Annotated in this window: 11 protein-coding genes; 7 read left to right on the top strand and 4 right to left on the bottom strand. The window is 71.8% G+C overall.

The genetic code is table 11. From position 1 onward, the window contains the following. Positions 1–473: 473 nt before the first annotated feature. The 4 genes from ACFY1U_RS19225 to xylA all read right to left on the bottom strand — a co-directional run bounded on the left by ACFY1U_RS19225 (position 474) and on the right by xylA (position 4,584). Positions 474–2,096, bottom strand: coding sequence for a serine/threonine-protein kinase (locus tag ACFY1U_RS19225; RefSeq protein ID WP_390695299.1), 1,623 nt, complete (start codon positions 2,094–2,096; stop codon positions 474–476). Between the two features lie 314 nt (positions 2,097–2,410). Continuing rightward, positions 2,411–2,731 carry a DUF6191 domain-containing protein gene (locus ACFY1U_RS19220; protein ID WP_390695298.1) on the bottom strand — a complete coding sequence of 107 codons (321 nt, stop codon included), beginning with the start codon at positions 2,729–2,731 and terminating at the stop codon, positions 2,411–2,413. 104 nt (positions 2,732–2,835) lie between these two features. Then, complete coding sequence (locus ACFY1U_RS19215; RefSeq protein ID WP_390695297.1) at positions 2,836–3,249, bottom strand: hypothetical protein; 414 nt, start codon at positions 3,247–3,249, stop codon at positions 2,836–2,838. A 168-nt stretch (positions 3,250–3,417) separates the two neighbouring features. Beyond that, positions 3,418–4,584, bottom strand: coding sequence for a xylose isomerase (gene xylA, locus ACFY1U_RS19210; RefSeq protein WP_390695296.1), 1,167 nt, complete (start codon positions 4,582–4,584; stop codon positions 3,418–3,420). A 195-nt stretch (positions 4,585–4,779) separates the two neighbouring features. On the opposite strand from xylA, the gene xylB reads away from it, so the two are divergent. From xylB to ACFY1U_RS19175, 7 genes are all read left to right on the top strand, one after another. Then, complete coding sequence (xylB, locus tag ACFY1U_RS19205) at positions 4,780–6,222, top strand: xylulokinase (protein WP_390695295.1); 1,443 nt, start codon at positions 4,780–4,782, stop codon at positions 6,220–6,222. 10 nt (positions 6,223–6,232) lie between these two features. Then, positions 6,233–7,441, top strand: a complete 1,209-nt coding sequence (locus ACFY1U_RS19200; protein WP_390695294.1) for an ROK family protein — start codon at positions 6,233–6,235, stop codon at positions 7,439–7,441. A gap of 124 nt (positions 7,442–7,565) precedes the next feature. Continuing rightward, positions 7,566–8,108: an FABP family protein gene (locus ACFY1U_RS19195; protein WP_390695293.1), complete on the top strand. Its 543-nt coding sequence runs from the start codon at positions 7,566–7,568 to the stop codon at positions 8,106–8,108. A gap of 184 nt (positions 8,109–8,292) precedes the next feature. Then, complete coding sequence (locus tag ACFY1U_RS19190) at positions 8,293–9,783, top strand: APC family permease (RefSeq protein WP_390695292.1); 1,491 nt, start codon at positions 8,293–8,295, stop codon at positions 9,781–9,783. After that, positions 9,780–10,793, top strand: a complete 1,014-nt coding sequence (locus ACFY1U_RS19185; protein ID WP_390695291.1) for an acetamidase/formamidase family protein — start codon at positions 9,780–9,782, stop codon at positions 10,791–10,793. Before ACFY1U_RS19190 ends, ACFY1U_RS19185 begins: the two co-directional genes overlap by 4 nt. Positions 10,794–10,824: 31 nt before the next feature. Continuing rightward, positions 10,825–11,424: an N-acetylmuramoyl-L-alanine amidase gene (locus ACFY1U_RS19180; RefSeq protein ID WP_390695290.1), complete on the top strand. Its 600-nt coding sequence runs from the start codon at positions 10,825–10,827 to the stop codon at positions 11,422–11,424. Positions 11,425–11,533: 109 nt separating this feature from the next. Then, positions 11,534–12,865, top strand: a complete 1,332-nt coding sequence (locus ACFY1U_RS19175; RefSeq protein ID WP_390695289.1) for a GAF domain-containing protein — start codon at positions 11,534–11,536, stop codon at positions 12,863–12,865. Positions 12,866–12,904 lie beyond the last annotated feature (39 nt).

Below are 12,904 nucleotides of genomic sequence, written 5' to 3'. Positions count from 1 at the left end.
CGCAAGTGCAACGAGCAGGGCGGTTGACGGAGCCGGGCACCCTCACCGCGCCACGCCCCCACCCATCAGATATGGCCAACGACCCATCGGCCCGCCGACGAAATGGCGAACAGTCGAGCCGGTCCCTGCCAGTCCTCGCCAGTCCTCCTGGTCTCCCGGCGGAAGCGATCGCCCCGCTCCGCGGAGGCCCGCAGGCACCGTCTCGGTGATTCGGTGGTGGTCCAGCCGGCGGCCGGAGAGTCGAGGGTCCAGGTGGCGAGGCCCGGTGCGAGGGGGCGGTCGGTGGTCCATGAGCCCACCGTCACCTGCTTGTTGACGTCGCCGCTGCCCACGTAAAGGGGCGCACTCGGGGGAAACGGCGCATCCCGAGATTGCGGCCAGGGCCACGCCGACCGCGACGGCGCCGACGAAGCGCCGCAACACCGGACGTGGCGTTCCAGGCCGCCAAGGTCGACTGGTCCGATGGCGCCCAGTCAGGCGCAAAGGGACTTGAAGGTGTCTGCGTCCTTCTCCCACTGCTTCACTCCGGCACTGAAAGCGTCCGTGTAGACCTGGCCCTGAGCAGCGTCGTTCCGGTCGATCGCGGACTGCGCCCCGGACGCGCTGTCGCTCATGGACCGGCTGTCATTGGCGAGGGCACGGATCGCGGAGTTCACCTCGGGGTCGTCCGCGACGTCCGCAGCCGCGTCGAGGTTCGACGCGAGGGAGCTCAATGAGGCCGCGGACGCCTTGTCGAAGGTTTCGTTGTCGCTCGCGATCGCCTGGTTGGCCCGGTCACAGCCCGGATCGGTCGTCTCCTCCTCGGTGGGCAGCGCACCCGTGTCGGTGCCCGTGGCTGTGGCTGTGGCTGTGTCCGTGTCGGTCGCGAGATCCGTCGGCTGCGCGTACGTCGGTGCCGAATACCCCGGCGAAGCCGATGCCTTACCGTCAGACTTGACCCAGTCGAGCACCTTCTGCGGCCCGATGATGAGGACCACGACCACCGCGATCCCGGCCAGCCAGCCGATCACCGTGCCGCCCGAACTCCCTTGATTCACAGGGGGTTTCGGGTTGTTCTCGGCGGGCCTGGCCTTGGGCTGTGTGGTGGCCTCGGCCTTCTTCGCCTGGGTGGTGGACGCGGCCTTCTTGGCCCCGGTGGCAGCCCCTGCCGGCTTCGCCGTGGTGGTGGAATCCACCTTGTTCGTCGTGGCGGTCTTCCCGTACCTCGCCGTGCGGTATCCGGCCAGCGACGTCGCCACGGGTTCGGGCAGCCAGGACCCGGCGAGGCGCATCGTCTCGCCCCGGGTCCGGTGGCGCGCGTATTCCATGATCTCGCCGACGGGAGGCCGCTCCCCGGGCTCCTTGGCAAGACACGGCTCGACGGTGACACGGAGTTCGGTGGGGCAACCGCCCAGCTCTGGATCCTCGTTGATGATCCGATAGAACAGGGCCTCCGGATTCCCCTCGCCGAAGGCGGTACGTCCCGTCGCGGCGAACACCGCAAGATTCCCCAGGGCGAACACATCCGTGGCAGGGCTCGAGGAGGGGCCGCGGATCTGCTCGGGCGCCATGAAGGCGGGTGTGCCGACGCGCACATGAGTGCTGGTGAGAGTGGTGGCATCCGCGGCGTGGGCGATGCCGAAGTCGATGACGCGGGGGCCGTCGTCCGCGAGCAGGATGTTGGCCGGTTTGAGATCGCGATGGATCAGCTCGCACGCATGGATCGCGGTGAGTCCTTCGGCGACGCCCCCGAGGAGCCGGAACACGGTGAGCAATGGGAGCGGTCCGTGTTCCATGACGGCCTGGTGCAGCGAGGGCCCCGGCACATAGGCGGTGGCCAGCCAGGGCAGGGGCGCCTCGCTGTCCGCGTCTACGACGGGGGCGGTATAGAGACCTTGCACCCGTTGCGCGGCGTCGATCTCCTTGCGGAACCGGCGGCGGAACTCGTCGTCCTCGGCGTAGTCGGGCCGCACGACCTTGACCGCGAGAGCCCGGCCGCCGGGAGTGAAAGCGAGATATACGCGCCCCATGCCACCCGCTCCGAGGCGGGCTCGTAACTCGTAGCCGCCGACCGTCTTCGGGTCCTCGTCGGTGAGTGGCTTGAATCGGTCGGGCATCCGCACCCCCGTGCTGCCTCGGCATCCCAGTTGGATACCAGCACTATCCCACGAGGGTCGGCCAAGTCCCAGGAGATGGCAGGATCTCCACATGTCCCTGCGCGAGCGCCCCGGGCAGGCAGGGCCTCGAGGCCATCACCTCCCGGTACTGCCTGAAGCGGTGACGGACGGTCGTGGACGTGCTCGATCGGCAGGTTCCGTCCATGTCCCGATCGGCTGCGGGCAGCAGTTCGAGCGCGACCCGACGGGTTCGAAGCGGCAGGCAGTGCGGGAGCGCGGGCCGGCCAGTTCCCACGCGTCGCCGATCGGCACTCCTACCGGCCGGAGCGCGGCATCCGTATGACCGCCGTCCCCGCGGTCAGGTCCACCGTGGTCCTGTTCGGCGGGGCCCCGTCATCCTCGTTGTCCGGCATGACCAGCGACGACTGCCGCTCCTTCAGCTCGTGCTGCTTGCCCGGGGAAAGGCTCGCGTGCAGTTGCTCGAATCCGGTCGCCGATATCTGCCCCTGACGGGCGCTGTTCCGCCACGGCAGCGCTCCGGCCCGCCCCGCGCGCATCAGCAGCTGGTCGACGAAGGCCAGCAGGGTCAGCACGATGACCAGCCCGGGCAAGGTCATGAAGAAGACGAGTTGCATGTTCCCAGTATCCGGGTCGAGCCTGCGGACAGTAACCTCCCTGAACTCGCCTTCGCTAGGCCGTTGGCGGCGCGTGGTGTCTTCTCCCCATGCTCGACCTCATGTCACGGCAGATCGAGGCCTCCCAGGGAGGGGATCAGCGATTTCAGGTCGCTCGGGACACCGCTCGGCAGTTCGCTGGGCAGCCTCGAAGGGAGCCTGCTGGGCAGCTTGCTCGGCAGTTCCGTCGGGATGCCCAGGGACGGCGACGAGGTGCGGCCGGAGCTGGCGCTGGTGTCGTCGGGCACCTTCTTGTCGGGCGAGTCGTCGTGGCCGGAGGCCATCAGGACGACGACGACCACTGCGGCGACGGCCGCGAGAGCGACCAGGAGGACGAAGAGCGGATTGCGCCGCCGCCTGGGTGGCGGAGGGGGCGGCTGCCAGTCACCGTAGGTCGGAGGCGGTCCGAACCCGCCGCCCGGTGGCGGGGTGTCACCCGGCGGTCCGGGCGGTTGAGGCGGTACCGGCGGTGTGGCCATACCGTCCAGAGTCGCCGCACATCGGGCAGGCGGCGACCCCCGGACGGAAGTTGGTACGGCCCCATGCCATGGACCGGACGGTTCCGGGGCATTCCGCGCGGGGATCGCTCCGGCACGCGCGCGTGCGCATACGGATCAAGCCCGTGCGCGCACGCGCACGCGTGCCGTTCAGCCACGAGCCCCCAGCAGATGGTCCATGGCCAGCTGGTCGAGGTGCTCGAAGGCCATCCCGCGCGCGGCGGTCGCCTCGACGTCGAACTCCTCGAAGGCGCTGCGGTCGGCGAGCAGGGCCTCGAGGCCGTCGGCGGCGGTCGGCTGGGCGAGCTGGTCCAGGCGCGAGGCGCGCAGGGCCTCCTGGACCTCCGGGTCGGCGCGGAAGGCGGCCGCGCGCTCCTTGAGGATCAGGTAGTTGCGCATGCAGCCGGCGGCCGAGGCCCACACGCCGTCGAGGTCCTCGGTCCGCGGCGGCTTGAAGTCGAAGTGCTTCGGGCCCGCGTAACCGGCCCTCTCCAGGAGATCGACCAGCCAGAACGCGGCGCGCAGGTCGCCGGCGCCGAAGCGCAGGTCCTGGTCGTACTTGATGCCGGACTGCCCGTTGAGGTCGATGTGGAAGAGCTTGCCCGCCCACAGGGCCTGCGCGATGCCGTGCGGGAAGTTCAGTCCGGCCATCTGCTCGTGGCCGACCTCGGGGTTGACGCCGTAGAGCTCGGGGCGCTCAAGGCGCTCGATGAACGCGAGGGCGTGGCCGACGGTGGGCAGCAGGATGTCGCCGCGGGGCTCGTTCGGCTTGGGCTCGATGGCGAACTTCAGGTCGTAGCCCTGGGAGGTGACGTACTCGCCGAGGAGGTCGAAGGCCTCCTTCATGCGGTCGAGGGCGACGCGTACGTCCTTGGCGGCGCCGGACTCGGCGCCCTCGCGGCCGCCCCAGGCGACGTAGGTCTTCGCGCCCAGCTCGACGGCGAGGTCGATGTTGCGGATGGTCTTGCGCAGGGCGTAGCGGCGCACCTCGCGGTCGTTCGCGGTGAACGCGCCGTCCTTGAAGACGGGGTGGGTGAAGAGGTTGGTGGTGGCCATCGGCACGGTCATGCCGGTCGTGTCGAGGGCCTGACGGAAGCGCTTGATGTGGGACTCGCGCTCGCTGTCGGAGGACCCGAAGGGAATCAGATCGTCGTCGTGGAAGGTGACCCCGTAGGCGCCGAGCTCGCTCAGGCGCTGCACCGTCTCGACCGGGTCGAGGGCACGCCGCGTGGCGTCGCCGAACGGGTCCCTTCCCTGCCAGCCGACGGTCCACAGGCCGAAGGTGAACCTGTCCTCGGGGGTGGGCTGGTAACTCATGCCGCGGCTCCTTGCTCGTTTGCGACCGTTGCCTTACGACTATTTCGTCATGGCGGTTTACAAATTAGTATGCGGACGCATCCCTGGGAAGGGACAAGATGTCCCCGAAGGGGTGAGGTTCCGGGTCGCTGTGGCCCGGGAACCCTCGAACCAGCAGGTCAGAGCCCGCAGAGCCGCGGAAAAAGGGAGAGCACGATGTCAGCAGCCGAGGGTCCGCTCGTCATCGGCGTGGACACGTCCACCCAGTCCACCAAGGCGCTCGTCGTCGACGCGGCCACCGGTCAGGTCGTAGCGAGCGGCCAGGCACCGCACACGGTCTCCTCCGGGGCCGGCCACGAGAGCGACCCGCGCCAGTGGTGGGACGCCCTGTGCCAGGCGCTCGACCAGTGTGGCGACGCGGCGCACGAGGCCGCCGCGGTCTCGATCGGCGGGCAGCAGCACGGCCTGGTCACGCTGGACGAGCGGGGCGAGCCGGTGCGCCCGGCGCTGCTGTGGAACGACGTGCGCTCGGCACCGCAGGCCCGCCGCCTGGTCGAGGAGCTGGGCGGACCGAAGGCCTGGGCGGAGCGCACCGGAAGCGTGCCCGGCCCGTCCTTCACGGTCACCAAGTGGGCCTGGCTGGCCGAGAACGAGCCCGAGGCGGTCCGCGCCACCAGGGCGGTGCGCCTGCCCCACGACTACCTCACCGAGCGGCTGACCGGGCAGGGCACGACCGACCGCGGCGATGTCTCCGGCACCGGCTGGTGGGCTTCGGGGACGGAGTCCTACGACGAGGAGACCCTTGCGCACGTGGGGCTCGATCCGGCGCTGCTGCCCCGGGTGGTCCGGCCCGGCGAGGTGGCCGGCACCGTGCGCGACAGTCACGACCTGCCGTTCTCCAAGGGCACCCTGGTCGCTCCGGGGACGGGTGACAACGCCGCCGCGGCACTGGGCCTCGGGCTGCGTCCCGGCACCCCGGTGCTCAGCCTGGGCACGTCGGGCACGGTGTACGCGGTCTCCAAGCGGCGCCCGGCCGACCCGACCGGCACGGTGGCGGGCTTCGCCGACGCCCACGGCGACTGGCTGCCGCTGGCCTGCACCCTGAACTGCACGCTCGCCGTGGACCGCGTCGCGACGCTGCTGGGCCTGGACCGCGAGGCCGTCGAGCCGACCACCGCCGTCACACTCCTGCCCTATCTGGACGGCGAGCGCACCCCCAACCTTCCCGGCGCCTCCGGCCTGCTGCACGGGCTGCGGCACGACACCACCGGCGGCCAGCTCCTGCAGGCCGCCTACGACGGCGCCGTGCACTCCCTGCTCGGAGCGCTCGACCTGGTCCTCGACGCGGACGCGGACCGCTCCGTCCCGCTGCTGCTGATCGGTGGCGGCGCCCGGGGCACGGCCTGGCAGCAGACCGTACGCCGCCTGTCGGGCCGCCCGGTCCAGGTGCCCCAGGCCAAGGAGCTGGTCGCGCTGGGCGCCGCGGCGCAGGCGGCGGGCCTGCTGACCGGGGAGGATCCGGCCGCGGTCGCCCGGCGCTGGAACACCGCCGCGGGCCCGGTGCTGGAGGCCGTGGAGCGGGACGAGGCGACGCTGGCGAGGATCGCCGGGGTACTCTCCGACGCGGCCCCGCTGCTGGAGCGGAGCATCGACAGCTGAGGACGGGGGCATGACCGCACCGCTGCACGAGGCCCACCCGGCCGGACCGGGGAGGGCGCTGCCCGACACCCAGCAGGGCATGCGCCGCCGGAATCTGGCCCGGGTGATGCACACCGTCAGCGCCGAGGGACCGCTCTCCCGTGCCGCCGTGGCCTCGCGCATCGGACTGACCCGGGCCGCGGTGTCCACCCTCGTCGACGAACTCATACGCACCGGGCTGCTCGAGGAGCTGGGCCCCGAGCGGCCCGGACGGGTGGGACGTCCCGGCTCGGCGCTCACCGTCAGCGGGCGCGGACCCGCCGGCATCGGCGCCGAGATCGGTGTGGACCACCTCGCGGTCTGCGCGGTCGACCTGCGCGGACAGGTACGCGCGCGTGCCGTGCTGCACGGCGCGAACCGCGGCCGCCTGCCCGAACCGGTCACCGAGGAACTCACCGGGCTGGTACGTCGGGTGGTCGCCGAGGCGGAGCGCGAGGGACTGTGGCCCGCGGGGCTCGCGGTCGCCGTGCCGGGCCTGGTGGCGCGCGACGCCCGCACCGTCGTACGAGCCCCGAATCTGGATTGGCACGACACCGACATCGGGGCGCTGCTGCCCACGGACATCCCGCTGACCGTCGACAACGAGGCCAACTTCGGTGCGCTCGCCGAACTCTGGCTCGGCGAGCGCACCCCGCACGACTTCCTGCACGTGTCGGCGGAGATCGGCATCGGCGCGGCGGTCGTCGTGGCCGGGGGGCTGCTGCGCGGAACGCGCGGATTCGCGGGCGAGTTGGGGCATGTGCCGGTGCAGCCGGAGGGGCCCGCGTGCCCGTGCGGCGGGCGCGGCTGTCTGGAGCAGTACGCCGGTGAGGAGGCGGTGCTGCGTGCGGCCGGCCTGGAGCCGGGCGAGGACCGTGTCGGACTGCTGGCGGGCCGGGCGGCCGAGGGCGACGAGGACGTACGGGGTGCGCTGCGCGAAGCGGGCAGGGCGCTCGGCATCGCGCTGACCGGAGCGGTCAATCTGCTGGACCCCGAGAGCGTGGTGCTGGGCGGGGCGCTGGCCGGGCTCGCGCCCTGGCTGCTGCCGTCGCTGGAGGCCGAGTTGGACCGGCGCACCGCGGGCCCGGCCTGTCCGGTGTCCGTGTCGCGGCTGGGCCCGGAGGGGCCGCTTCTGGGGGCGGCTCACTCGGTGGTGCGGGCGGTGCTGGACGACCCCACGGCGGTCGCCGAACGGGCGTGATCGCGGACCCCTAAGCGGTGGCCGAACGAGCCTGATCCCGGCACCCGCGCAGTGGTTCCGCATCAGCACCCGCCACCCGTCCTAGGCTTTCCCCGGCAACGGTCCGACCCTAGGAGCGCAAACCGTGTTCGACCCCGCAGCTGAGCACCCGTACCCCGACAGCCCCCGGCCGGACGCACCGCCCGCACCGCACCCGCTGCTGGCGCCCGTGCTCGGTCTCCTGGGCACATGGCGGGGCCGCGGCGAGGGCGGCTACCCGACGCTCGACGGGGACTTCGCGTACGGGCAGGAGGTCGTCTTCAGCCATGACGGGCGCCCCTTCCTCCGCTACGAGGCCCGGGCCTGGCTGCTCGATGCCGACGGCGCGCCGCTGCGTCCGGCGGCCCGGGAGAGCGGCTGGTGGCGGCTTCAGCCCGAGCGACGGGTGGAGGCGCTGATCACCCAGCCCACGGGGATCGCGGAGATCGCCGTCGGCCAGGTGGGCGAGGGCACGGTCGACCTCTCCACCCACAACGTGGCCCTCACCCCCACCGCGAAGGACGTCACCGCCACCCGCCGCCGCTACACCCTCGCCGACGACGGCGCCCTGACCTTCGCCTTCGACCTGGCGGCGGTCGGCCGGCCGTTGCAGCACCATCTCTCGGCAAGCCTGCGGCGTACGCGGTAGAACGCTCCCAGCCGATCGGCCTCACCCGTACGGGTGGCCGGGTTTTCCACATTCGGGCCGTCGTCCACCGAAGCACGCTGCGCCCTTCTGCCCAACTCGCAAGCGCCGTACCGTGATTCACGCGAGGCACTCCCGCAGGGTCGGGCGGCGTCGGGCAAGTCGGCGTGGATTGAGGGGGATTCACATGTCGGGGGATGTGGCGGTGGACGCAGGTCTCAGGCGCGACGCGATCGGGCTGCGCGAGGTGCTGTTCCAGAGCATCACGGCCATGGCGCCGGCCGCAGCCGTCGCCGCGTCCATTCCTTCGGGTGCGGCCTTCGCCGGCGGGAGTCTGCCGCTGGCCGTGCTGATCGCGCTGGTGGCGTGCCTGTTCACCGCGTCCTGCGTGGCCGAGCTGGCGCGTGAGCTCCCGGCGGCGGGCTCGGTGTCGACGTATGCGGCGCGGGGCCTGCATCCGGCGGTCGGCTTCCTCGTGGGCTGGGGCTATGTTTTCGTGGAGGCGCTGGTGCCGCCGCTGCTGCTTCTGCAGCTCGGCTTCACCACGGCGGGCACGCTGCACCAGGAGTGGTCCTCGTATCCCGCGGATCTGTGGTGGCCCTGGGCGCTCGCGGGTGCGGCGATCATCGCGGCCGCGGGGTACTTCGGGGTGCGTGCATCGGCCCGCTTCGGCACCGTCCTGGGCGTCTTCGAGGTGCTGGTCTTCCTGGTGTTCGCCGTCTGGCTGATCGGCAAGGCGGGAGCGCACAACACCCTTTCCGTGTTCGGCACTTCACACACGGCCGAGGACTATCAAGGGGTCAGCGGGGTCTTCGCCGGGTCGGTGTACACGGTGCTGGCCTTCGCGGGGTTCGAGGCCGCGGCGCCGCTCGCCGAGGAGACCCGCGAGCCGCGCCGCACGATGCACCGCGCGGTGCTCGGCGCGGCGCTCGGGATCGGCCTGTTCTACGTGGTCACGACCTACGCCATGACGGTGTACTTCGGGCCGGACCGGTTCGCGAGGTTCGGGGCCTCCGGCGCCGCGTCCTGGGACGGTGTGGCACGGGCGTCGTTCGGCTTGTTCTGGGTGCTGGTGTTCCTGGCCGTGGTGAACTCGACGATCGCCAACGCCAACGCGTGCGCCAACGTCTCGACCCGGACCGCCTACGCCCTGGCGCGCATCCGCGTCCTGCCCCGCCTTCTCGCCGCGCTCCACCCCAGATACCGCTCCCCCGTCGTCGGAATCGCGGTGCAGAGCGTGGTGGCGGTCGGTGCCGTACTGGGGCTCGGATTCGGCTACGACCCGGTGACGGCCTTCCTGCTGCTCGCCACGGTGATCGTCACGGTCGTGATCGGCGTCTACATCGTCGTCAACCTCGCCTGCGCCGGCTATTTCCTGCGCCGCAGACGTGAGTTGCTCAAACCGGTACGGCATCTGCTGCTGCCGCTGCTCGGCATCGTCGCGTTCGTGCCCGCGCTGCTGACCGCGGCGGGCCTGCCCGCCTTCGACTTCGTCACCGAGCTGACCGCGCCGGTGTCCTACGCCGGGCCGATCGTCGCCGTGTGGATGGCTGCCGGCGTCGTGGTGCTGCTGGTGCTGATGCGGCGGCATCCCGAGCGGATATCCGAGACCGCCCGCGTCCACCTCGACGACTCCTCCCCCACCGATCCTGCGCAGAACGGAGCAGCACGCCCATGAGCGACCCCCGCATCCTGACCGTCCGGCCCGAGCCGGGCGAGTACGCCTGGACGTTCGGCGGCGCACCGCCCGTGGCACGCATCGCGCCCGGCACTGTCCTCGACCTCTACACCGAGGACTGCTTCGCCGGCCGGGTGCGCTCCGAGAAGGACCTGGTGTCCGAGGTGTGCGAGTTCCCCTTCCTCAATCCGCAGACCGGGCCGTTCTACGTCGAGGGTGCCCAGCCGGGTGACACCGTCGCCGTGCACTTCGTGTCCGTCGAACCGGCCCGCGACTGGGCCGCGTCGACCACAGTCCCGCTGTTCGGTGCGCTCACCTCCACGCACACCACGGCCACGCTCCAGCCGCCGCTGCCGGAGACGGTGTGGATCTGGCAGCTCGACCGCGCCCGGCGTACGGCGCTGTTCCGGGCGCACGACAGTGACATCGAGGCCGAGCTGCCCATGGACCCGATGCACGGCACGGTGGGCGTGGCCCCCGCCAACCTCGAGGTCCGTTCGGCCCTGGTGCCCGACGCGCACGGCGGCAACATGGACACGCCCGAGATGCGGGCCGGTGTGACCTGCTACCTCGGGGTGAATGTGGAGGGCGCGCTGCTCAGCCTCGGCGACGGGCACGCGCGGCAGGGCGAGGGCGAGACCTGCGGGGTCGCCGTGGAGTGCGCGATGAACACCGTGGTGATCGTGGAACTGCTCAAGGGGCTCGCCACGCCCTGGCCGCGCATCGAGTCGGACACGCACATCATCTCGACGGGATCGGCCCGCCCGCTGGAGGACGCCTTCCGGATATCGCAGCTCGACCTGGTGCAGTGGCTGGTGCGCGACTACGGCTTCAGTGAGCTGGACGCCTACCAGTTCGCGACCCAGGCGGTCGAGTCACCGCTGGCCAATGTGTGCGACACCAATTACACCTGTGTGGCCAAGATCCGCAAACAGTGGCTGCCCGCGCGCGAGACTCATCGCGGCGTGCACGCTCAGCTGCGCGAGGTCGCGACGACTTTGCGGGGCTGAGCCCCCCCCACTGATCGAAAGGCACGGCGTCATGGAACGGGCAGGACCGAGCACATCCAGAAGGTGGTTCCTGAAGGGCGCCGCCCTGGCCGCCGTCCCGTACGCGTTACTTCCCGACGCGCCGGCCGGGGCGCAGGACCAGGCCGTCGACTACCCGGGCGCGGAGTGGCAGCCGGCGAGCAGGTCCAACTACACGGCGTCGGACCGTCCCGCGTCCTATCCCCTCGACATGGTGATCATCCATGTCACGCAGGAGACGTACGCCAAGACGCTCGCCATCTTCCAGAACCCGGAGAAGAAGGTGACCGCGCACTACCTGGTGCGCTCGACGGCCGGGCATGTGGCGCAGTGCGTGCGGGAGGCCGACATCGCCTGGCACGCGGGCGACTGGGACTACAACACGCGCAGCATCGGCATCGAACACGAGGGCTGGGTGGACCGGCCCGCGTACTTCACCGACGCCCTGTACGAACAGTCGGCCAGACTCACCGCGGCGATCTGCACCAAGTACGGCATCCCCAAGGACCGGGACCACATCATCGGGCACTACGAGGTGCCGGGGACGAACCACACCGATCCCGGGCCCCACTGGGACTGGAGGCGCTACATGAAGCTCGTCGGCGCCGGCTGACCGCGTGGGGAGACGGCCGGCCCCGGCGGGAGGAGCGTTGGCCCGGTGGGCGGCCGTCATTCGGGTGGCCTGGTCGAAACGGTTGTCGGGGCGCGCACCGGGAGTGACGATGTCCTCAGCCGCATCACCTCTCGGGGAGGCCGAGTTGTCCGATCCGTGGGTGGCCCTGGAGCCGGGGGCCGACCCTGCCGAGCACGCGCGGATGCTGCGTCGCGCGCACGAGACGTTCACCGAGGCGGGCACGGTGACGCGTCCGGTGCGTTCGGTGGTGGCAGAGTCGTGGCGGCGGTCCGCCCGGGCCGGCGTGGGGCCCGACGGCACGGCGAGCGTGGAGCTGGTGGACGGAGACCTCGGCGCCTACCGGGCCGAGCATCCGCTGGCGCGGGTGATGCCGCTGTTCCGTGAGCTGATGGGGACGTTCGCGGCCGACGGGGAGCATCTGCTCGCGGTGTGCGACGCCAACGGCAGGCTGCTGTGGGTCGAGGGTCATGCGGCCACGCGGCGGAATGCGGGGCGGATGAACTTCGTGCCGGGTGCCCGCTGGGCGGAGACGGCCATGGGCACCAACGCGCCGGGGACCGCGGTCGCCGTCGACCGGCCGGTGCAGGTCTTCGCGGCCGAGCACTTCATCCGTCAGGTGCAGCCCTGGACGTGCGCGGCGGCTCCGGTGCACGATCCGCGCACCGGGCGAGTGCTCGGCGCCGTGGACATCACCGGCGGTGACGGTCTCGCGCATCCGCACAGCCTGGGCTTCGTGCAGGCGGTCGCACGCGCCGCCGAGTCCCAGCTGGCGCTGCTCACCCCGGAGCGGCCCGCCGCCGACACGCCCGAGCTGACAACGCTGGGCCGGGACGAGGCGCACCTGCTCACCGGCGGGCGCAGGATCAGGCTCAGCCGCCGGCACAGCGAGATCCTCGTCCTGCTGGCCCGTCATCCGGAGGGGCTGACCGGCGACGAGCTGCTGTGCGCGCTGTACGAGGACGAGTCGGTGACGCCGGTGACGCTGCGCGCCGAACTGGCCCGGCTGCGCAGGGTGCTGGGCCCGGGGCTGCTGGCGTCGCGGCCGTACCGGCTGACCGTGCCCGTCGAGTGCGACGTGGCCGTCGTCGAGCGGCGGCTGGAGACCGGAGCGGTCACGGCGGCCGCGACGGCGTACGCGGGTCCGCTGCTGCCCGGCTCCCGGGCCCCGGCGGTGGTGCGGCTCAGGCACCGACTCGCCGACGCCCTGCGTACGGCGCTGATCGCCCGCCGCGACCCCGACCTGCTGGCCGACTGGGCGCACGCGCCCTGGGGCGAGGACGACCTCGACGTGTGGCGGGCTCTCGCCGTGCTCCGCCCGACGCCGCCGGTCCGAGCCCGACTGGCAGCACTGGAGGGCGAGTTGACGGCACCGGCCGCCGGGGAACCACGGCGACGCAGCACTGCCGGCACACGGCGCTGATCACCCGCCACGCCCCGCCGGCCATACCGAACCCGGCTG

It is taken from the genome of Streptomyces sp. NPDC001351 (genome assembly GCF_042896045.1).
Taxonomy (GTDB): domain Bacteria; phylum Actinomycetota; class Actinomycetes; order Streptomycetales; family Streptomycetaceae; genus Streptomyces.
Note: the sequence above shows the minus strand (reverse complement) of the source record. Positions and strands in the feature narration are given on the sequence as shown.